The organism is Escherichia sp. E.sYA108 (genome assembly GCF_011754335.1).
GTDB classification, from domain to species: Bacteria; Pseudomonadota; Gammaproteobacteria; order Enterobacterales; family Enterobacteriaceae; genus Escherichia; species Escherichia coli.
The window spans coordinates 4,972,814-4,994,941 of record NZ_JAAQVZ010000001.1; the positions used below are offsets into that span (position 1 = coordinate 4,972,814).

Below are 22,128 nucleotides of genomic sequence, written 5' to 3' on the forward strand. Positions count from 1 at the left end.
TGTAACAGATTGGGCGTCGATGCCCTAGATTTCTACCCGGCTTAACTACCCCCAATGGGCTAGCGCGACTGCTGATTATATTCATCATCGCGTTGATAAGCTTCATCATTCGGCTGCTCCGGAACCGACCGAAGTCGATACTCTTCATCCTGGCTCACCGCCTGTTCAGCCAAATCCGGATTAATCTCGCGTTTAATTTCTACCCCTAAACCGCGAAACGCTTCTGCCTGCGCCAGCACATTTCCGCGACCTGAAGAGAGTTTTTTCATTGCCTGGCGATAGTTATCCTGCGCTTTGTCGAGACTTTGACCAATCGCGGACATGTCATCGACAAACAAACGCATCTTGTCGTACAGCTTGCTGGCACGATCGGCGATTTGCTGGGCGTTGCGGCTTTGATGCTCATAACGCCACAGGTTGGCGATAGTGCGCAGCGCCACCAGCAGCGTAGTCGGGCTAACCAGCATGATATTGTTTTTCAACGCTTCGGTGATCAGCTCCGGCTGACGGTCAAGCGCCAGTAAAAAAGCGGGTTCAACGGGAATAAACATCAGCACGTAATCCAGAGTTCGCAGCCCCGGCAGCTGTTGATAATCTTTGCGTCCCAGCAAACGGATATGGTTACGTACCGACGCGATATGTTCCTGTAGCGCGCTTTCGCGGGTGTAGTCATCTTCGGCGTTGAAATAGCGTTCATAGGCGACCAGCGTCATTTTGGCGTCGATCACCACATCTTTTCCCTGCGGCAACCGCACGATGACATCCGGCTGCATCCGCGAGCGGGCGTCATTTTCGATGCTGACCTGGGTTTCATATTCATACCCTTCACGCAGACCGGAAGCCTCCAGCACCCGCGTCAATACTACCTCGCCCCAGTTGCCCTGGGTTTTATTGTCGCCTTTCAGCGCACGCGTCAGGTTGATCGCTTCCTGGGCCATCTGGGCGTTGAGTTGCTGGAGGTTGCGGATTTCGTGAGTCAGGGTATGACGTTCTTGGGCTTCTTTACCAAAGCTGTCCTGGACCTGACGGCGGAAACCATCCAGTTGTTCACGCAACGGCGACAAAAGACTGTTCAGACTCTGGCGATTTTGCTCATCAACCCGACGATTACTGTGTTCAAAAATACGGTTGGCAAGGTTTTCAAATTGCTCACTGAGGCGCTGTTCGCTGTTGATCATCTGGCGAATTTTATCGTCAGCGTGTTGCTGTGCGGCTTCCATCCGCGTGGTCACTTCACGCAGATCGGCCTCCAGCGAGGTGTTAATACTTTGCAGGCTGCGCACTTCGTTATTGAGCAATTCACACTCTGCGCGCCAGTGCTCGCTTTGGGTAATTTGTTGTTTTGCCGCGCTTAACTCCGCGACCATCTCTTCACGTTCAGCTAATTGCTCGGCTTTTTGCTGCGCATGTTGATAACTGGCAAACAGCCAGCCAATTGCCACACCCACCAATGCAATAACTGCGTAAACCATGATTGAGAAATCCACAACGCCTCCTGACGCAACAACTTACCCGCACAAAATAGAATTGTGCTGTACAAACGTCCAGTTTGAAAGAAGTTTCCTGCGAGGCGCTACGCAAAACGATCGTTAATTTTCATTATTTTATCCCACAATATGAGATGGAGTTTATATTGTGGGATATATCACCTTTTCCCCACGTCATTATGTGGAACACTTCAGCAATATCATCAGGAGAAACGTATGGCAGAAACCTCTTCAACCACCGCAGGCGCACAAACGTTATTACGTGGACTGGCGGTTCTTAATGCTGTTTATAACGGCTGCCATGACCTAAAAAGTATCGGCGAGTTCACCGGCACGACCCGGAGCACAACCCATCGTTTAGTCACCGTTCTGGTGGAACAACGCTATCTGCGCCATGTCCCAACGCAGGGCTACCAACTGGGTGCCAAACTGATCGAATTTGGTGCCAGAGCACTGGAAAGCACCTCGCTGTACGAAATTGCCCAGCCCGTTTTGCAACGCCTTGCCCGTTACACCCTGGACACCGTGCATCTGGGGATCGTTGAAGGCGACGAAGTGCTGTATCTGGAGAAGATCAACAGTCAGCGCGGGCTGGAAATGCGCTCACGCCCAGGCCATCGCATGCCACTGGCAATCACCGGCATCGGCAAGGCATTGATCCTCAACCGAACAGAAGAAGAGTGGCGCACGCTGTTTAAGACCTGTGGTGATGAAACAAAACTGGGCACATTTATTCAGAACATGCGTCGTTATGCCGCCAGTGGTTTTGCTTTTGATCTGGAAGAGAACGAGCCGACTATCCGTTGCGTTGCAGCGCCGGTTTACAACGCCCGGGATGAAATTGTGGCGGCTATTTCTGTCGCCAGTACCACCACGTATATGTCGCTGGCGCGTCTGGAAGAACTGGCACCTTACGTCAAATCCTGTGCAGAAGAGATATCCGCTGAACTGGGCTGGGGTAAGCACGTCCGCAAAGATAAATAAACCATGATTAAAGGAAACGACTAATGCCGGGAGCACCCTCATTTATTGCCCTGGACTGGGGAACGTCATCGCTTCGGGCATGGCGTTTTGGCGAATCACCAAATCCACAAGAAAAACGTGAATTCCCCTGGGGGATCATGAAATTACCCTCCCAGGCAGCAACACGTGAGGACGCTTTCCACGATACGTTTTTACGTGTCTGCGGCGACTGGCTGGCACAAACCCCATGCCCGGTACTGGCTTGCGGCATGCTCGGCAGTGCGCAAGGGTGGCAATCAGCAGCTTATTTACCTTGCCCGGTCACTCTCGAGGGTCTGGCGAAGCAGTTGACGCCTGTTATCCACCAGCAGCAGACAATGCTGCATATCATTCCTGGCGTGATTAAAGAAGGTGAAATGCCCGAAGTGATGCGTGGCGAAGAAACACAAATCTTCGGTGCTATCTCGATGGAACCGGCCCTGCAAAACGCGATCCATCAGGGTATGCCAGTGCTGATAGGCTTACCCGGCACACATGCGAAATGGGCAGTAGTTGAAAACAACACCATTACCGATTTCCGAACCTTTATGACGGGCGAGTTATTTGATGTTTTATCCCGCCATTCGATTCTCGGTGCCACCATGCATCCTGGAGATGAACCGCACTGGGATGCCTTCACCCACGGGCTGACAGCAGCACAAGAGCATCATCAGACCGGATTATTATCGACGCTGTTTTCGACCCGTTCGCGCCTGCTGACCAGTAATCTTACGTCGTCCTCGCAGGGGGATTACCTTTCCGGATTACTGATAGGCCATGAATTATGTGGTCTGGCATCCAGTTTGCTACGTGATTTACCCGCCACAACACCGATCGCCTTAATCGGTAGCGCAAATCTGAACAGCCGCTATTCACAAGCATTCAGCCACGTTTTTCCCGGCAGACAGATACACGCCATTCCTAATGCCACTGAACAGGGATTATGGCGAATCGCCCACGCTGCCGGGTTACTGTCCACCAACGCCAGGGAATGTACCCATGCCATTTAATACGCTTTTGCAAAAAACCGGGTTAGTCGCCATTTTACGCGGCGTGAAACCGGATGAGATTGTCGCCATCGGTGAAAAACTGTACGCCGCCGGATTCCGCCTGATTGAGATTCCTATGAACTCGCCGGAGGCGTTGCAAAGTATCAGTATACTGCGCGACGCCCTGCCTAAGGACTGCCTGGTCGGAGCCGGAACTGTGCTTTCGGTAGAGCAGGTGGTTGCGGTTAAAGAGGCTGGGGGCCAGATTATCGTGATGCCGCATTGCGATACTGCGGTGATCCGTCGCGCCCGTGCGCTGGGTATGTATTGTGCGCCTGGCGTCGCCACGCCCACCGAAGCCTTTGCTGCCATTGAACATGGTGCTAATGCCATCAAGCTGTTCCCGGCTGAACAAATTACGCCAGAAGTTACCAAAGCCTGGCGTGCGGTTATTCCACAATCCGTTCCGATGTTACCGGTTGGCGGTATCACACCGGAAACCATGGCGCGTTATCTGAGCCACGGCGCAAACGGCTTTGGCCTCGGTTCTGCGCTATATCGCCCCGGCATGACGCCAGAGCAAGTCTATGAAAATGCAGTACTGTTTATGAACGCATGGAACAATTTAAATAGCAACTAACTGATAAATAAGGATATAAAAGCAATGATAAAACATCTTACCTTACCGAAAAAAATGGCTGCAATGGTACTTCTTGCAGGCGCTGCCCTCAGCATTGCGCCTGTACAGGCAGCCTCCTACCCAACCAAACAGATCGAGTTAGTCGTTCCCTACGCTGCCGGAGGCGGTACGGATCTGGTTGCCCGTGCCTTTGCTGATGCCGCCAAAAACCATTTACCCGTCAGCATCGGGGTTATCAATAAACCTGGCGGAGGCGGTGCTATCGGCCTGAGTGAAATCGCCGCTGCCCGCCCTAACGGTTACAAAATTGGTTTAGGCACGGTTGAACTGACCACCCTTCCCAGCCTCGGAATGGTGCGTTTTAAAACCAGCGACTTTAAACCCATTGCCCGTCTGAATGCGGATCCGGCTGCTATCACAGTCCGTGCCGATGCGCCGTGGAATAGCTATGAAGAATTTATGGCTTACTCCAAAGCGAATCCCGGAAAAGTACGCATTGGTAACTCAGGCACCGGAGCTATCTGGCATCTGGCGGCAGCTGCACTGGAAGACAAAACGGGCACAAAGTTTTCTCATGTCCCGTATGACGGCGCAGCCCCTGCCATTACAGGCCTGTTAGGCGGGCATATTGAAGCGGTTTCCGTAAGCCCAGGAGAAGTTATCAACCATGTGAATGGCGGCAAGCTGAAGACACTGGTAGTGATGGCGGATGAGCGAATGAAAACCATGCCTGACGTCCCGACGTTAAAAGAGAAAGGCGTTGATCTCTCCATCGGCACCTGGCGCGGCCTGATTGTGTCGCAAAAAACGCCGCAGGATGTGGTGGATGTTCTGGCAAAGGCAGCAAAAGAGACGGCTGAAGAGCCTGCATTCCAGGATGCACTGCAAAAGTTGAATCTCAACTATGCATGGCTTGACGCTGCCAGCTTCCAGACCCAAATCAGCGAACAGGAAAAGTACTTTGACGAGTTGCTGACTCGCCTGGGCCTGAAAAAATAAACCTGAGGTACGGTTGATGAACACAAAACAGTCTGTTGCTCAACTCGCCGTACCGCACCGCAAGCGCCTTTCATCAACGATGGTGGTGGCGCTGTTACTTTGTGTGGTTGCTGGCGCGGTGATGATTAATGCCGCTGATTTTCCAGCAACTGCCATTGAAACGGATCCCGGTGCAAGTGCCTTCCCTACCTTCTATGCCTGTGCCCTGATTGTGCTCGCTGTCTTGCTGGTGATACGCGATCTTTTGCAGGCAAAACCAGCCTCTTGCGCCAACGCACAGGAAAAACCGGCATTCAGGAAAACAGCAACAGGAATTGCGGCAACCGCGTTTTATATTGTGGCGATGAGCTACTGCGGTTATCTCATTACTACTCCTGTTTTCCTCATCGTCATTATGACGTTGATGGGCTACAGGCGATGGGTACTCACACCGGGTATTGCGCTGCTGTTAACGGCAATCCTCTGGTTGCTGTTTGTCGAAGCGTTACAGGTGCCATTGCCTGTCGGCACATTTTTCGAATAACAGGGGCCAGCAATGTTTGAAAGTGAACTTTTAACTCAGGGTTTTTCGACATTACTCAATAATCCTCAGGCGCTGCTGTTTGCCACTTTTGGGGTGATGCTGGGTATTGTGATTGGCGCTTTGCCTGGTCTGACAGCGACCATGGGTGTGGCGATTTTGCTGCCTTTCACCTACGGCATGGAGCCTGTTTCTGGATTGTTGATGATTTGCGGCGTCTTTTTTGGTGGCGTCTACGGTGGTTCTATCACCGCAATTTTGCTCAAAATTCCCGGAACGCCTGCCGCCGCAGCCACCGCTATTGATGGTTATGAGCTGACGAAACAGGGAAAAGCAGGGCTGGCATTGAGTGCCGCCACGTTCTCTTCCTTTAGTGGCGGAACGCTCAGCATTATCGTGCTGATGTTTCTCTCTCCGGTACTTGCCAGTTGGGCGCTGAAATTTAGTGCCTCGGAGTCCTTCGCCCTGGCAACCTTCGGACTGAGCATTATTGCCAGTATTTCCGGTGAGTCGCTGATTAAGGGGCTGATTGCCGGGGTTGGCGGATTGCTGATCGCAACGATAGGCCTTGATCCAATGGGCGGTTTTCCACGGTTTACAGGTGGATTTGTGGAGCTGATGAATGTGCCATTTATCCCGGTGATGATTGGTTTATTTGCTGCTTCAGAAGCATTCCGCTCTATGGAGCAAAACCAGCAAATTCGTCGGGGCGCGAAGGTGGCTATCGGCAGTCTGTTACTGCCCTGGCAAACACTACGCCGCATCGCATTAACCATTTTGCGCTCATCAGGATTAGGGGTTTTTATCGGCATGATCCCCGGTGCGGGGGCGGATATTGCAGCTTTTGTTGCCTATAACGAAACTCGTCGTTTCAGTAAGACACCAGAAAACTTTGGTAAGGGTGAAATTAAAGCTGTGGCCTCCTGTGAGGCAGGCGCGAATGGCTGCACCGGTGGCGCATTGTTACCTATGCTGACGCTGGGGATCCCTGGCGATGCGGTAACCGCCATCATGCTGGGCGCGTTAACGTTACAGGGAATGCAACCAGGCCCGCTGATGTTTACCGACCACGGTGATATGGTTTATACGCTGTTTGTCGGCATGATCTTCTGTTACTTCATGCTACTAGTTCTTGGACTGCTCTCTTTGAAAGTCATCGGTAATGTGGTGAAAATTCCCGGCAATATTCTCACACCGATGATCCTCGCACTTTGTGTGGTCGGGACTTATGCACTGAACAACAGCCTGTTTGATGTCGGCATTATGTTGATTGCGGGCGTAGTGGGCTATTTCATGCAGAAAGGGGGATATCCGGCGTCGCCAGTGGTCCTGGCATTGATTATGGGGCCAATGGCGGAAAGTAATTTTCGCCGTGCGCTGTCGCTTTCAGGGGGTTCACTCGACTTTCTGTATACCCGACCGATCACTCTGGCATTGCTGACTCTGGCAGCCTTTACGCTACTGACGCCAATAATCCGCAAAATAATGCGTTTACGGCGTCAATAACTGATATCGCTCCCCGAAGTTGGGGAGCGTTTTTTTATTTCAGCAGACGACGCGCCGCTTCCACCACGATTTTCACCGCATGGCTTTCGGTTTGTTTCATCGTCTCAGCATTCGGGATCTCTTGCTGGGTGCGGTTAACGATAACCCCCGCTACCATACCGGCACGCAGGCCCTGACTTGCACACATGGTCAGCAGGGTTGCAGATTCCATTTCATAGTTCATTACGCCCATCGCCTGCCACTCTTCCATAGAACCTTTAAAGTGACGAACTACGCGACCAGAGTAAGTATCGTAACGTTCCTGACCTGGGTAGAAGGTATCAGAAGAAGCTGTCACGCCAACGTGAGCCGTCGCGCCAATGGATTTCGCAGCTTCAACCAGCGCAGTCGTACATTCGAAATCAGCGACAGCCGGGAATTCCAGCGGTGCGAAGTGCAGGCTCGCGCCATCCAGACGAACAGACGCCGTGGTAACCAGGACATCACCCACATTAATATGCGGCTGAATAGCGCCCGTTGTACCGATACGCAGGAAGGTGCGAATGCCCAGCTGTGCCAGCTCTTCAACAGCAATAGAGGTAGACGGGCCGCCGATACCGGTAGAGCAGACGATAACAGGTTTACCATCCAGCTCTGCACGCCAGGTGGTGAATTCGCGGTGAGATGCCAGCTTAACCGGCTTATCCATCAGCGCGGCGATCTTTTCCACACGATCCGGGTCGCCAGGGACGATGGCAAGCGTAGCCCCTTGTAAATCGTTTTTAGTGAGGCCGAGATGAAAAACATCAGACTTGGACATATACAACTCCTCTGTGAATCGGTTTAGTCAGAAGAAGCAAAAAGACACTTTACCGAAGGGTTTAACATTTTTTCGTGATACTCATCACCATGACGAAAATGCGTTGCATAAATTTACCCACCAAAAGTGATGCAAATCACATAAATCACTCTTCATTCTGCAGGACTGCATAAAAGATGAGCCGATTCAGGCAATGTGATTTGTTGCATGCTGACTATAGTTAACATTGCGCAACATTTTTATAAGGGTACGGAGAATACCATGGCAACAACACAACAATCTGGATTTGCACCTGCTGCATCGCCTCTCGCTTCGACCATCGTTCAGACTCCGGACGACGCGATTGTGGCGGGCTTCACCTCTATCCCTTCACAAGGGGATAACATGCCTGCTTACCATGCCAGACCAAAGCAAAGCGATGGCCCACTGCCAGTGGTCATTGTAGTGCAGGAAATTTTTGGCGTGCATGAACATATCCGCGACATTTGTCGCCGTCTGGCGCTGGAGGGGTATCTGGCTATCGCACCTGAACTTTACTTCCGCGAAGGCGATCCGAATGATTTTGCCGATATCCCCACGTTGCTTAGCGGTCTGGTAGCAAAAGTGCCTGACTCGCAGGTGCTGGCCGATCTCGATCATGTCGCCAGTTGGGCTTCCCGCAACGGCGGCGATGTTCATCGTTTAATGATCACCGGATTCTGCTGGGGTGGACGTATCACCTGGCTGTATGCCGCGCATAATCCACAGCTAAAAGCCGCAGTGGCGTGGTACGGCAAACTGACGGGCGATAAGTCGCTGAATTCACCGAAACAACCTGTTGATATCGCAACCGATCTTAACGCGCCGGTTCTCGGCTTATATGGCGGCCAGGATAACAGCATTCCGCAAGAGAGCGTGGAAACGATGCGCCAGGCGCTGCGGGCAGCAAACGCGAAAGCAGAGATTATCGTGTACCCGGATGCAGGGCATGCGTTCAACGCCGATTATCGCCCGAGCTATCATGCCGAATCTGCGAAAGACGGCTGGCAGCGAATGTTGGAATGGTTTACACAGTATGGTGTTAAAAAGTAACGCCATAGTCGCTAAATCTGATGATTAAGCTCACACAATTTCAACGATTTTTTTAATCTCAAAACCATACAGCATCAAAAAATTTGTTGCTGTATGCCACTCTTTGACTCCCTTCACATTCGTCATCACACCACCTGCTGAATGCAAAAATTTCGTTGCTGTGCGGCAAACTTTTTTCCTGTTTTGTGCCGCTTTTCTCCTGAATACTCGTTCTCAGAACAACTGGATCGTTTAAACATCAGACAGGAGATTTACCATGACGCAATCCATTTTTCAGGCTCAACCCTTTGAATTACCTTTTGATCCGCGCACAACTGCACTGGTCATGATCGACATGCAGCGTGACTTTGTCGAAGCAGGGGGCTTCGGTGAGGCACTGGGCAATGATGTTTCACTGGTACGCACGGCTATCGCACCATGTACAGAGGTGCTGGCAGCCGCACGTCAAAAAGGAATTATGGTTATTCATACTCGTGAAGGCCATCGTGCAGACTTAAGCGACTGCCCGCCAGCCAAACTGACGCGCGGCGGAAAAACCTTTATTGGTGAACCAGGACCGATGGGACGCATTCTGGTCAGAGGTGAAGCAGGTCATGACATCATTCCTGAACTGTACCCGGTGGCAGGCGAACCGGTGATTGATAAGCCTGGCAAAGGCGCGTTTTATCAAACCGACTTACATCTGATTTTGCAAAACCACAGTATCAAGACGCTGATAGTTTGTGGTGTTACAACCGAAGTTTGCGTAACCACCACCGTGCGCGAAGCAAATGATCGTGGCTATGAATGCATTATCCCGGAAGATTGTGTCGGCTCCTATTTCCCGGAATTCCAGAAATACGCCCTTGAGATGATCAAAGCACAAGGTGCCATTTTCGGTTGGGTTACTGATTCCAAAGCCATTATTGCAGGTCTGGAAGGCTAACGCCGATGGTACAGGTTACGCTTTGCGCATCGTCGTTGGGATATCTTTTCCCGCAGAATGAAACGCAAGATTTACGTCTGCATAGCGCTTTTAAACATGCGGTAAATCTGTATTCAGACGCGGGAACATTCATCACTCTGTTGTGTGCGCAAACGTATCTGAATCTCCCTGATGCTGCCAGAGTCTGGCTACCTGAATGTTGGGACTGGCGAAGAGAGATTGCCCATTCAGATCCCATTCAGTTAACCCAAGGCTTACTGCGGACACCTCGATTTTGTGTGGCGCTCGAAAACGCAACGCTCTGGCAGTCGCCATTTGTGGGGAGAATGCTGACACTTGAGGCATTCCCTTTGGTTTTCCAGCACTACCCAACGATGGCATCGCAACGGCTTTTATTTTGTCTGGAACATAACGTTCAAAGCACATTGCACCTGCCGGATAGCCTCACGCACCAGGGATTAGCGATTATGGAACATCCAGATGCGCTGGAACGCCAGGTGCCACAACTGATCGGCTTTGGTAAAGGCTTAACACCCGATGGAGATGACTATTTGTTGGGCTATCTGGCAGCGCTCTGGTTATGGCAACTCCCTGCACCACTTGCCGATCATCAATACCGGTTGCAGCAGGCAATTGATCAACATGCGCACAACACCACGGATATCAGTCGTCATTATCTGGAGCGTGCGCTTCAGGGACATTTTTCAGAACCGATTTGCCAGTTACTCGCACAACTGGTTGGGAGCGCATCGGCAATGACAATCGCATCCTGTGCAGAACAGGTCATGCAATTTGGCGCAACGTCAGGAGTAGATTGCCTTGCAGGAATGCTGCATGGCTTTCGAACCCTGAACACCATGAATTGATTTCAACCTTTTCTCCCGTAGCCCGTTTATGGGGCTACACGGGGATGCTTTGCCCGAATTTTGCTATCGGGCGGAATGAAACAGGCGTAACAGCATGAAAGTTAAATATAAAGTTTTCAGTAATCTTTATCAGGACTCAGTTTCTCTGATGCAGATTTCCGCGCAAATCAGCAAGTTGCCCGGTATTCAACAGGCCTCGGTCGTCATGGGAACGCCCAATAATCTCGAACAATTGCGCGATGCGGGTCTGGGTAACGAAATCAACGCCAGTCCCAATGATTTAGTGATTGCAGTCATGGGTGAAGAAGATATTTGCAATGAAGCACTGGTACTGGCCCAGCAACGTCTGACCAGCAAACCCGATGATGAAACGGATAGTGGCATTAAAACACCGGAAAAGGTCAGCCTGGAAATGGCACTGGAAGCCGAACCCGAAGCCAACCTGGCACTCATTTCTGTACCGGGAGACTACGCCGCCGCCGAAGCAATGAAAGCGTTAAACCTCGGAATGAACGTGATGATGTTCAGCGATAACGTCAGTATCGGGCAGGAAAAATCCATCAAAACGCTTGCCCGAGAACGTCAGCGCATCGTAATGGGACCTGACTGTGGAACCGCCATTGTTAACGGCATTCCGTTAGGCTTCGCTAATGTGGTGAAACGCGGAGCAATTGGTGTTATTGGCGCGTCAGGCACCGGGCTACAGGAAGTGACTTGCCGAATCGACCAGCTCGGAGCGGGTATTTCTCAGGCGTTGGGAACAGGCGGACATGATCTCAGTGAAGAGATTGGTGGAATATCGATGCTCTTCGCTTTAGATGCGCTGGCGCAAGACGATGAAACTCGCGTGATTGTGCTTATATCAAAACCGCCTTCACCGATCGTTGCCCGGACTATTCTGGAGCGTGCCGAGGCTTGTGGAAAACCCGTAGTGGTGAATTTCCTCGGTGCGAATCCGCATGATCTGGCACGTCCCAATATCACCGCGGCCACCACACTTGCCAGCGCCGCCAACATCGCCGTGGCGTTACTGAATGATCAACCACTTCCGGCTGTCGAGACCGAGATTTCCTGCGACGATCTCACAATGTTACAAAACGCCTGCCAGCGTCTGCCAGCCCATCGCCAGGCGATACGCGGTGTTTTCGCCGGAGGAACCTTCTGCTACGAAGCGCAACTTATCTGCCAACAAAAGGGATTCAGCGCAGCTTCCAATACGCCAGTTGCGGGTAATCGTGCTCTGGCAAATATCTGGCAAAGCGAAGATCACACGTTGATCGATATGGGCGACGATGATTTCACCCGTGGCAAACCGCATCCAATGATCGACCCGACTCTGCGCAATCAACGTCTGCTCAACGAACTCAACGACTCACACACTGCCGTCGTGTTATTCGACCTGGTACTTGGTTATGGCGCTTCCACGACGCCTGCCAGCGAATTACTGGACCAACTTTCACACATCGACATGAATAACGCACCGTTGCTGATTGCGCACGTTTGCGGAACGGAAGCTGATCCGCAAATACGCAGTCAGCAGATAAGCGCACTACAAAATGCGGGCGTCATCATCGCCAGCAGCAATGCACAGGCGGCGCTATGGGCCAGCACCGTTGCACAGACTCAGTTGCAGAAAAAGGGGCTAAACGTATGAATACCTTATTTAATCAGCCTTTGAAGGTCGTGAACGCGGGACTACACAGTTTTGCTGACAATATTCAACATGCCGGGGGAAGCGCAATTGCACTCAACTGGCAGCCACCAGCACAAGGCGATATTGACGCTGGATTGGATCTGGCATCGTTGCTATGTCATCCCCTGGTAGAAAATGCCAACCAAATCGCCATGGCACGTTATCTCGAAGCACAGCCCGTGCTGGTGGATGTCATGCTCGCTAAAGAGGCCATTCCAGCAATGGCTGAACAAAAACGTATTTTGCACTCTGGCCCGCCGATTGCCTGGGAAGAGATGTGTGGTCCGGTAAAAGGGGCGATTATTGGTGCCATGCTGTACGAAGGTTGGGCCACCAGCCAGCAAGACGCTGAAAACCAAATAAACGCAGGCGAAATCGACCTTGCCCCTTGTCATCATTATCACGCGGTTGGCCCAATGGCAGGCATCATCAGCCCGTCGATGCCGTTATGGGTGGTAGAAAACAAAACCAACGGCCACCGTACTTTTAGCAATTTCAATGAAGGTCTGGGTAAGGTTCTCCGTTTTGGCGCCAATAACGATGAAGTTCTCAATCGTCTGGCCTGGATGCGCGATGAACTGGCTCCAGCAATGAAAGCAGCAATCGCACAACACGGCGAGCTGGAACTCAAGCCATTAATGGCGCAGGCGCTGCATATGGGGGATGAAGTTCATAACCGCAATGCTGCCGCTACCGGTTTGCTGATTAAGCGCCTGCTCCCGGCATTGCTAGCCTGCTCTCTTCCACAGGAACATATCCAGCGCGTCGTGGCATTTATCACCGGTAACGATCACTTCTTCCTCAATCTGTCGATGGCTGCCTGTAAAGCAATGATGGATGCCGCCGCCAATGTACCGTTCAGTTCAATGGTTACGGTGATGGCGCGTAACGGGGTGAATTTTGGTATTCGGCTTTCCGGTACTGGCGATCGCTGGTTCCAGGCTCCTGCCAATGCCGTTGAAGGTCTGTTCTTCCCCGGATTTGGCGTTGACGATGCTGCTGCTGACCTGGGTGATAGCGCAATTACTGAAACCGCAGGTGTGGGTGGCTTCGCGATGGCGTCGTCTCCGGCGATCGTCAAATTTGTGGGAGGCACCCCTGTCGATGCCACCAATAACAGCCGTCGGATGCAAGCCATCACCCTCGGCGGTAACCCCGCATTTACACTTCCAGCCCTCAATTTTGCCCCCACCGCAGCAGGGATTGATGCGCGTAAAGTGACCGATCGCGGCATTTTACCGGTCATCAATACGGGTATCGCCCACAAACAAGCGGGGGTCGGGCAAATTGGTGCCGGGATCACCACTGCGCCGATGGCCTGTTTTGTCGCCGCTGTACGTGCACTGGCGGAGATCGTCGCAAAGGAGAACCATCATGGTTAAGCCACTGGCTGTCGTCGCGGTTGGCGGCAATGCGCTCATTCAGGACGAGCAACGCAATAGTATTCCCGATCAATATGTTGCAGTGATGGAAAGCGTGCAGCATATCGTTGATATGGTTGAAGCCGGATGGGACCTGGTACTAACCCACGGTAATGGCCCGCAGGTGGGCTTTATTCTGCGCCGCTCTGAACTCGCCAGTAACGAAGTTTCTCCGGTTCCACTTGATTACGCCGTGGGTGATACACAAGGTGCAATTGGCTACATGTTCCAGAAAGCGCTGCATAACGAATTGGCTCGCCGTGGCATAAACAAACCGGTAATTGCCCTGGTGACACAAACGCGAGTCAGCCCACATGACGATGCTTTCGCCAGCCCCAGTAAACCAATTGGCGCGTTTCTCGATGAAGCAACGGCCCAACAACGCCAACAACAACTCGGCTGGACGCTGATGGAGGACGCCGGGCGTGGTTGGCGGCGTACAGTTCCCTCTCCTGCACCACTGGAAATTATTGAGCACGACACCATCGCTCACCTGGTGCGCCAGGGATATCTGGTTATTGCCTGCGGCGGCGGCGGTATTCCGGTGGTGCGAGACGGGCAACAACTGAAAGGTGTGGAAGCCGTGATCGATAAAGATCTGGCCTCCGCGCTGCTCGCCAGTCAGTTAGGCGCAGATCTGCTGGTGATCCCCACCGGTGTAGAAAAAGTAGCGATTAACTTTGGTACACCACAACAACAGTGGCTCGACGCTATCAGCGTTGCCGAAGCGCAAACGCTGTTGCGGGAAGGTCAGTTTGGTGTCGGCAGTATGCAACCCAAAGTGGAAGCCATTGTTGATTTCATCAATGCCAGCCAGCAACAAGGCAAACAGGCCAGCGGCCTGATTACTTCACCGCAAACCATAAAAGCAGCCCTGGCGCATCAGAGCGGTACATGGATAACCCTTTAATTCTCTGGAGAACACAATGACTACAACGCTTTTAGCCGTTAACGGAACGCTGATGCGCGGCCTGGAACTCAACCCAAATATGCAAAAAGCGGGCGGTATTTTTGTCCGTGAAGACCGAACTGACGCCCATTACCGGTTGTGGAGTATTAATGATCGCCATCCGGGAATGATTCGCGTGAATGAAGGAGGAACACACGTCGACGTAGAAATTTGGCAATTACCGCTGGCCAGTTTTGCCGCTCTGTTAATGAGCGAACCCGCTGGGCTGGCAATTGGCAAAATCAAACTTGCCGATGGTAGCGAAGTGCTGGGCGTACTGGCAGAAAACTGGCTGACCGAAGGCCAACGGGAAATTACAGAACTGGGTAGCTGGCGCAAATACACCGGGCATTTTCATACTGTGTAACGCGCATTTATAAAGGGAACATACTATGCGTAAAAAAGAAGAGAATCTGAATACGGCATCAGGATTGCGTATTGCCATGATTTTGCTGGGTATTGCCGTCACACCTGTACTGTTGTCATCCTCAAGCCTCGGCAATCAACTTTCCAGCAGCAGTTTAATTAGCGTCGTATTGTTAGGCGGCGTCATTCTGACCTTACTTTCAGCCATCACCATTAGCGTGGGAGAAAAAGCCCGCCTGCCAACGTATGGCATTGTGAAATATTCGTTTGGCGAAAAAGGGGCCATCGCCATTAACATTTTGATGGCGATAAGTCTGTTCGGCTGGATTGCCGTTACCGCCAATATGTTTGGTCATTCGGTACATGACTTACTGGCTCAACATGGACTGGAAGTTCCACTGGCACTGTTAGTGGCGGCTGGCTGTGTCATTTTTGTCGCCTCTACGGCATTTGGCTTTACCGTTCTGGGAAAAATTGCCCAAGTTGCCGTGCCGGTTATCGCGCTGGTGCTGTGTTACATCCTCTATGTGGCAACCCATACCGAAGTGGCAGTACCAGCGGCGATTGTGGAGATGAATACAGGTGTCGCCGTTTCCACCGTTGTTGGCACCATTATTGTGCTGGTTGCCACACTGCCTGATTTCGGTAGTTTTGTGCATAACCGCAAACATGCGCTGATTGCCGCAGGCGTGACGTTTCTGGTTGCCTACCCTCTGCTCTACTGGGCGGGTGCAACGCCGAGCGCCATTAGTGGTCAGGGATCTTTACTGGGTGCGATGGCGGTATTCGGTGCGGTTCTGCCTGCGGCGCTGTTGTTGATTTTCGCCTGCGTCACCGGTAACGCGGGCAATATGTTCCAGGGCACGCTGGTGGTTTCCACACTGCTTACCCGCTTTCCCAAATGGCAGATTACCGTGGCGCTGGGTATCCTTTCCGCCATCGTAGGCAGTATGGATATTATGGCGTGGTTTATTCCGTTTCTGCTGTTCCTGGGTATCGCCACGCCACCCGTTGCCGGAATTTATATCGCTGACTTTTTCCTTTATCGCCGTAATGGCTATCAAGAGTCAGTGTTAGCCCAGGAGTCACAGATTAAAGTGCTGACATTCGCAGCATGGATCATAGGCGCAGCGGTTGGCTTTATGACCGTAAAAGGCTTATTCACCCTGACGACGATCCCTTCGGTAGACTCGATTCTGGTGGCATGTATCGCGTATGCGATTCTCAGTCGGGCAAGTCAACACCGCTAATTCCTGGGTATACTCAGGCAATGATTACGGCTGAATCTGGAGAGATTCAGCCACTTTACCACTGACCAGGGAGCCTTATGTTCATCTCAGACGAAACGCTTCGTGTTATTCATCTGGTCGCCAGACACCAGAGCATTACCACCGCAGCCGAGCAGTTAAATAAAGTCCCTTCCGCCATCAGTTACACTATCAAGAAAGCGGAAGAGAGCCTGGGCGTTGAACTGTTCATTCGTAAGGGACGCTATATTGAATTATCGCCAGCGGGAAGTTACTTCATCGAACATAGCAAAACTATTCTTGGCGACCTGGAAGCATTAAAGCGCAACACAGTGCTGATTCACGATGGTATTGAGCGTGAACTGACAATTGCGGTAAACAATATTATTCCTGGTGATTTGCTGGTGGCATTTATTCGAGATTTTGAACGGCAATTCACATCAACAACACTGACGGTAGATCTTGAGGTATACAACGGCTGCTGGGATGCGCTGTACAGTAAGCGTGCTGATCTGGTCTACGGTGCTCCTCATGCAGTACCAAGCAGTGAAGGCATCATTAGCGAACCGGTCGGACAAATGGAATGGGATTTTGTCGTCAGCCCACTCCACCCACTGGCAGCGAAGCGGCATCCATTAGAAAACAGTGAATTGCGTCACTATCCAGCGGTTTGTATCCGCGATACCTCCGTTAACTTCCCCCCGATGCAAGCCTGGTTGTTGGAAGGACAAAAACCCATTTTTGTTCCTGACTTCGCTACGGCAATCGCCTTAATAGAACAAAACGTCGGTATTGGTTATATTCCACATCATCTGGCATTGCCGTTATTGAACAGCGGTAAATTGCTTAAAAAGCCAATGCGCGAACATAAACACGCCACCAAGTTATTTCTTGCCGCTCGTTCCGATGGTATGGGCAAAGCCTGTCAGTGGTGCATAGAATATTTAAGAAACCCACAATTAATGACACAATTTGTATTTAATTGACAATACAATGATAAAAATATAAGTCTTGCTTTAATTAGAGCACCCGTTTAAATTATTTTTGTGCAGTTGACGTAATTCATGAAAATTAACCGGTCTGTTAATCATTACGTTCACTGCACACCTTCATTTTTTTCACACCTATCCACGCCTGAAAACTATGTTATAATCAGCACTTTCTGTCAGAATGAAATTTACTAATTATGAATAACATAACCGTAAAAAGTCTGATTCAAAGCAATTACCCTACACTGCATCAGGCGGAAAAAAAGGTCGCTGACTATATTCTTAGCCACGCACATGAAGTCGTGAACTATAGTGTCACTGAACTATCAGAAAAAAGCCATGCCAGTGAAGCGACTATCGTACGCACCTGTAAGAAATTAGGTTATCAGGGTTATTACCATTTAAAAATTGCATTAGCAAAAGAAGTCATTAATCCTGACAATAGCTATCCTGAAAATACCGACTTCAGCGATATAACATCTTTGGCAACCTTCTTATTAAAAAAACAGGCCGAAGATTTAATACAATCAACGCAATTTTTTAATGCCGAAGTGCTTGAGTCCATTCTCAAACTACTTGCTAATTGCGATACTATTTTCTTTTTTGCTGCTGGAAATTCAAACCCTCTGGCCGTTTATGGTGCTTATAAATTCAGCCAACTCGGATTAAAAACCGTTGTTCACGTCAGCCCGGAAATGCAAATTAATGCGGCATATTCTATGGGGAAACGCGACCTGGCGATTGGTATTTCTAACTCTGGCAGCACCAACTTAATGGTCGATATCTTTAAAGTGGTGAAAGAGCGCGGTGCCAAATCCGTTTGTATCACTAACTATATTAAATCTCCGTTATCAAAACTCTCCACCCATCAACTCAATACCGCGGTCAGCGATAAAATCTTCTTTGAAGCCTTCGACTCCACTCGCGTTCCGGCAATGGGCGTTATTGATATGCTGGTGCTGTTGTTTATGTATAAAAACAAGGCGCATTACGAGAAATACCGCACCCGTGAAGAGTTTCTTGGCTCCCGTTTCAAGGGGTAAAAGGTCATCCTTTCACCCCTTGTGCAGGTTTAGCTGTTCAGTAGCTCACGCGCCTGCGCCAGGACATTTTCCGGCGTAAAACCAAAGTGTTTGAACAACACATTCGCCGGAGCAGACTCACCAAAGCTCGTCATGCCGATCACTTTACCGTTCAGGCCCACGTAGCGTTCCCAGAATCCGGCGATGCTGGCTTCTACCGCCAGACGTTTGCGTACAGCTTTTGGCAATACCGACTCTTTGTACGCCGCATCCTGATTATCGAAACGCTCGGTACACGGCAGGGAAACCACGCGAACTTTACGCCCTTCTTCCGTTAACGCTTTTGCGGCGCTGACCACTAACTCAATCTCTGAACCCGCAGAAATGAGGATCATCTCAGGCTGACCGTCACAATCACTCAGTACATAACCACCACGCGCAATCTCTGCCAACTGTGCAGCGGTGCGCGGCTGTTGCGCCAGAGGTTGGCGCGTTAATACCAACGACGTTGGGCCATCTTTGCGCTCAATCGCCTGTTGCCAGGCCACCGCCACTTCCACCTGATCGCAACCGCGCCAGGTTTCCATATTCGGCGTCAGACGCAGCGACGCCAGTTGCTCAACGGGCTGATGTGTCGGGCCGTCTTCGCCCAGGCCGATGGTATCGTGGGTATAAACAAACACCGAGCGGATCTTCATCAGCGCCGCCATACGCAGTGCATTACGCGCATATTCCATAAACATCAGGAAAGTACCGCCGTAAGGGATAAACCCACCATGCAGCGCAAGACCGTTCATGATGGCCGACATACCAAATTCACGCACGCCATAGGAGATGTAATTCCCCGCCGGATTTTCTCCGGTGAAATCAACCGATTTCTGATGGCGAGTCAGGTTAGAGGGCGACAAGTCCGCCGAGCCGCCCATCAGTTCCGGCAGCATATCTGCGAAGTGATTGAGGCATTTCTGGCTAACCTGACGGGTTGCCAGCGCCGCCGGATGGGATTGCAGATCGTGCACATATTTCTGCATATTCTCGACCCAGCCAGCAGGCAAATCACCCTTCATGCGACGAGTAAACTCCGCCGCCAGTTCCGGCCACTGCTTCGCGTAGTCGGCAAACAGTGCATCCCATTCCTGTTGAACCTGCGCGCCTTTCTCGGTCGCATCCCATGCGGCATAAATTTCACCAGGAATTTCGAAAGGGGCATACGGCCATTGCAGACGTTCACGCACCAGCGCCACTTCATCTGCACCCAGCGCCGAGCCGTGGCAATCGTGGCTGTTGGCTTTATTTGGCGAACCAAAACCGATAATCGTTTTGCAGCACAGCAGACTGGGCTTATCCGTGACGCTTTTCGCTTCACGCACCGCAGCATCTACCTCTTCTGGATCGTGACCATCAACGCCTTCAATGACATGCCAGCCGTAGGCACGAAAACGGGCAGCCGTATCTTCAGCAAACCAGCCTTCTACGTGACCATCGATCGAAATACCGTTATCGTCCCAGATAGCAATCAGATTGCCGAGCTTCAGCGTTCCTGCAAGACCACAGGCCTCGTGGGAGATCCCTTCCATCAGGCAGCCATCACCCAAAAATAGCCATGTGTGATGATCAACAATATTAAAGCCCGGTTTGTTAAATTCTGCCGCCAGCGCCTTCTCCGCAATCGCCATCCCCACCGCATTAGCTACGCCCTGCCCCAACGGGCCGGTGGTGGTTTCAACACCCGGCGTATAACCATATTCTGGATGACCTGGCGTGCGGGAGTGGAGCTGACGAAAGTCGCGAATATCATCCATCGACAGGTCGTAGCCTGTAAGATGCAGCAAAGCGTAAATCAACATGGAACCGTGCCCGTTCGACTGAACATAGCGGTCGCGGTTAAACCACTGCGGATTTTTTGGGTTATGACGCAGGTGACGACGCCAGACCACTTCGGCAATATCCGCCATCCCCATCGGCGCGCCCGGATGACCGGAGTTCGCTTTCTGGATCGCATCAACACTTAACATCCGGATGGCGTTAGCCAGTAATTGTGAATTCATACTTCAGCTCTCTCTGTCTGGCGGGCTGAAACCAGCCCGCTAATCTCGAATTAGTTAGCACAGGCCACTGTCATTTCTGTCGGGCGCGGTCTGCTCATTACGGTTTTGATTTCGTCGCGCAGGATTTGCGATTTGCCGCCAAATATCACCTGTACACCGCCATCACCCAGTTTCACTAAACCCGCAGCCCCCAACTCCTTCAGCCGTTTTTCATTCACTTTCTTATCGTCTACCAGCGCCAGCCGCAGGCGTGTTGCGCAGGCATCCACATCTTCGATATTGTCGAAACCACCTACTGCTTCGATGATTTGGTATGGACGTTCTTCGCGCGTTAATGTGGTTGCAACGGCAATCTCTTCATCCTCACGCCCCGGTGTTTTCAGATTCAACTTGCGGATCAGTACCCGAAATACGGTGTAGTAAATCGCTGCATAGCCCGCGCCTGCCAGGAACACCAGATACCACGGCGTGCGGTTTGGCATAACGCCATTCAGTACGAAATCAATAAGACCGCCAGCAAAAGGATGACCAATGTGCACATTCAGGATGTTCATCAGCACAAATGAAGTGGCATATAAGAAGATGTGAATGATGTAGAGAACCGGAGCTGCAAACAAAAATGCATATTCCAGCGGCTCCGTAATCCCGGTAACAAATGTGGTCAGCGCACCGGAGAGTAAAAGGCCTTTAATCAGCGCCTTACGTTCCGGTTTTGCTTCCTGATACATCGCCAACGCGGCGGCAGGTAACGCAAACATCATGATCGGGAAACGACCTGTCATAAACAACCCCGCCGTCAACGGAACACCGTCGCGCAATTGGGCAAAGAACACCGGAATATCGCCCGTCACCAGTTGCCCGGATTTGGTCATGTAGTCGCCAAAGTTGTAATAAAACGGCACGTTCCAGATATGATGCAGGCCAAAAGGAATCAGCGAACGTTCGCCAACGGCGTAAATAAAGGCCGCGAAGTTCGCGTTATGCCCACTGGTCACCAGCGTTGAAAGCGACGCCAGACCTTTTTGTACCGGTATCCACAGCCACGGCAATAAATAGCCGACAATAATTGCCGCCACCGCCGTAATAATCGGTACAAAGCGTTTTCCACCGAAGAAACCAAGAAACTGAGGCAATTCAATATTGTGGAAGCGGGTATAGAGCAGATAAACAAAGATGGCGACAATCAAACCGCCAAACACTCCCGTTTGTAACGTCGGTACCCCGAGGATCATCGCATAGTCACCGTTACTGGCTGCAACGGACTCCGCGGTAATGCCAAGTTGCGTTCCCATCGTGGCATTCATGATCATGTAACTGATAATCGCTGAAAGTGATGAAGAACCATCACCTGTCAGGCCAATCACAATACCGACACAAAACAGCAAAGGAAGGTTGGCGAAAATCAGGCCGCCGCAATTCGCCAGCAGCTCAATGTTAAATGAAATCCCGATGGCTAAAATCAAACCCGCCGCCGGAAGAATGGCGATTGGTAACATCAGAGCAGAAGAAAATTTCTGCAACTTCTTGAAGTTAAACAAGGATGTTATTTTTTTGCTCATTTTTATTCTCCTGTAGGGTATCGAGCAAAT

At 51.2% G+C, this 22,128-nt stretch carries 20 protein-coding genes; 16 read left to right on the forward strand and 4 right to left on the reverse strand.

The genetic code is table 11. The annotated features are described in order from the left end of the window. Window positions 1-59: 59 nt before the first annotated feature. The gene (gene rmuC, locus HBM92_RS23750) at window positions 60-1,487 is read right to left on the reverse strand and encodes a DNA recombination protein RmuC (protein ID WP_000347717.1); all 1,428 of its coding nucleotides are present in this window, start codon (window positions 1,485-1,487) and stop codon (window positions 60-62) included. Between the two features lie 216 nt (window positions 1,488-1,703). On the opposite strand from rmuC, the gene HBM92_RS23755 reads away from it, so the two are divergent. From HBM92_RS23755 to HBM92_RS23780, 6 genes are read left to right on the forward strand one after another with little or no spacing between them, the layout of a single operon-like run. Then, entirely contained in the window at window positions 1,704-2,471 is a 768-nt protein-coding gene (locus HBM92_RS23755) for an IclR family transcriptional regulator (protein ID WP_001305366.1), read from the forward strand. A gap of 23 nt (window positions 2,472-2,494) precedes the next feature. Then, window positions 2,495-3,499, forward strand: a complete 1,005-nt coding sequence (locus HBM92_RS23760) for a 2-dehydro-3-deoxygalactonokinase (protein WP_001117534.1) — start codon at window positions 2,495-2,497, stop codon at window positions 3,497-3,499. Next, entirely contained in the window at window positions 3,489-4,118 is a 630-nt protein-coding gene (locus tag HBM92_RS23765; protein ID WP_001116468.1) for a 2-dehydro-3-deoxy-6-phosphogalactonate aldolase, read from the forward strand. The genes HBM92_RS23760 and HBM92_RS23765 overlap by 11 nt, the downstream gene beginning before the upstream one ends. 24 nt (window positions 4,119-4,142) lie before the next feature. Then, on the forward strand, window positions 4,143-5,117 hold the full coding sequence (locus tag HBM92_RS23770) for a Bug family tripartite tricarboxylate transporter substrate binding protein (protein WP_000589804.1): 975 nt from the start codon (window positions 4,143-4,145) through the stop codon (window positions 5,115-5,117). A gap of 16 nt (window positions 5,118-5,133) precedes the next feature. Beyond that, complete coding sequence (locus tag HBM92_RS23775) at window positions 5,134-5,640, forward strand: tripartite tricarboxylate transporter TctB family protein (protein WP_001093393.1); 507 nt, start codon at window positions 5,134-5,136, stop codon at window positions 5,638-5,640. Window positions 5,641-5,652: 12 nt separating this feature from the next. Beyond that, entirely contained in the window at window positions 5,653-7,143 is a 1,491-nt protein-coding gene (locus HBM92_RS23780) for a tripartite tricarboxylate transporter permease (protein WP_000463030.1), read from the forward strand. Between the two features lie 34 nt (window positions 7,144-7,177). On the opposite strand, the gene udp is transcribed toward HBM92_RS23780, so the two are convergent. Next, on the reverse strand, window positions 7,178-7,942 hold the full coding sequence (udp, locus tag HBM92_RS23785; RefSeq protein ID WP_000045172.1) for a uridine phosphorylase: 765 nt from the start codon (window positions 7,940-7,942) through the stop codon (window positions 7,178-7,180). A 261-nt stretch (window positions 7,943-8,203) separates the two neighbouring features. Here udp and HBM92_RS23790 point away from each other — a divergent pair, with 261 nt between their 5' ends. From HBM92_RS23790 to HBM92_RS23835, 10 genes are all read left to right on the forward strand, one after another. Continuing rightward, on the forward strand, window positions 8,204-9,013 hold the full coding sequence (locus tag HBM92_RS23790) for a dienelactone hydrolase family protein (protein WP_001298606.1): 810 nt from the start codon (window positions 8,204-8,206) through the stop codon (window positions 9,011-9,013). 256 nt (window positions 9,014-9,269) lie between these two features. Then, window positions 9,270-9,938 carry a cysteine hydrolase family protein gene (locus HBM92_RS23795; protein WP_000194415.1) on the forward strand — a complete coding sequence of 223 codons (669 nt, stop codon included), beginning with the start codon at window positions 9,270-9,272 and terminating at the stop codon, window positions 9,936-9,938. A 5-nt stretch (window positions 9,939-9,943) separates the two neighbouring features. Next, on the forward strand, window positions 9,944-10,804 hold the full coding sequence (locus HBM92_RS23800; protein WP_001305370.1) for a DUF2877 domain-containing protein: 861 nt from the start codon (window positions 9,944-9,946) through the stop codon (window positions 10,802-10,804). A 94-nt stretch (window positions 10,805-10,898) separates the two neighbouring features. Continuing rightward, window positions 10,899-12,458, forward strand: a complete 1,560-nt coding sequence (gene fdrA / locus HBM92_RS23805) for an acyl-CoA synthetase FdrA (RefSeq protein WP_000865648.1) — start codon at window positions 10,899-10,901, stop codon at window positions 12,456-12,458. Next, window positions 12,455-13,879, forward strand: a complete 1,425-nt coding sequence (locus HBM92_RS23810; protein ID WP_001093932.1) for a DUF1116 domain-containing protein — start codon at window positions 12,455-12,457, stop codon at window positions 13,877-13,879. The genes fdrA and HBM92_RS23810 overlap by 4 nt, the downstream gene beginning before the upstream one ends. Continuing rightward, window positions 13,872-14,828 carry a carbamate kinase gene (gene arcC / locus HBM92_RS23815; protein ID WP_000240546.1) on the forward strand — a complete coding sequence of 319 codons (957 nt, stop codon included), beginning with the start codon at window positions 13,872-13,874 and terminating at the stop codon, window positions 14,826-14,828. Before HBM92_RS23810 ends, arcC begins: the two co-directional genes overlap by 8 nt. Window positions 14,829-14,844: 16 nt before the next feature. Next, complete coding sequence (locus HBM92_RS23820; protein WP_000214035.1) at window positions 14,845-15,234, forward strand: glutamyl-tRNA amidotransferase; 390 nt, start codon at window positions 14,845-14,847, stop codon at window positions 15,232-15,234. Between the two features lie 25 nt (window positions 15,235-15,259). Next, the gene (locus HBM92_RS23825) at window positions 15,260-16,483 is read left to right on the forward strand and encodes a cytosine permease (RefSeq protein WP_001227362.1); all 1,224 of its coding nucleotides are present in this window, start codon (window positions 15,260-15,262) and stop codon (window positions 16,481-16,483) included. A gap of 77 nt (window positions 16,484-16,560) precedes the next feature. After that, on the forward strand, window positions 16,561-17,466 hold the full coding sequence (locus HBM92_RS23830) for a LysR substrate-binding domain-containing protein (RefSeq protein WP_000470718.1): 906 nt from the start codon (window positions 16,561-16,563) through the stop codon (window positions 17,464-17,466). A 200-nt stretch (window positions 17,467-17,666) separates the two neighbouring features. Beyond that, window positions 17,667-18,512, forward strand: a complete 846-nt coding sequence (locus HBM92_RS23835) for a MurR/RpiR family transcriptional regulator (RefSeq protein WP_001060030.1) — start codon at window positions 17,667-17,669, stop codon at window positions 18,510-18,512. A 29-nt stretch (window positions 18,513-18,541) separates the two neighbouring features. Here the strand turns inward: HBM92_RS23835 and tkt are convergent, their stop codons facing one another. Continuing rightward, window positions 18,542-20,539 carry a transketolase gene (gene tkt / locus HBM92_RS23840; protein WP_001088087.1) on the reverse strand — a complete coding sequence of 666 codons (1,998 nt, stop codon included), beginning with the start codon at window positions 20,537-20,539 and terminating at the stop codon, window positions 18,542-18,544. Window positions 20,540-20,589: 50 nt separating this feature from the next. After that, on the reverse strand, window positions 20,590-22,098 hold the full coding sequence (gene ptsG, locus HBM92_RS23845) for a glucose-specific PTS transporter subunit IIBC (protein ID WP_000037973.1): 1,509 nt from the start codon (window positions 22,096-22,098) through the stop codon (window positions 20,590-20,592). Window positions 22,099-22,128 lie beyond the last annotated feature (30 nt).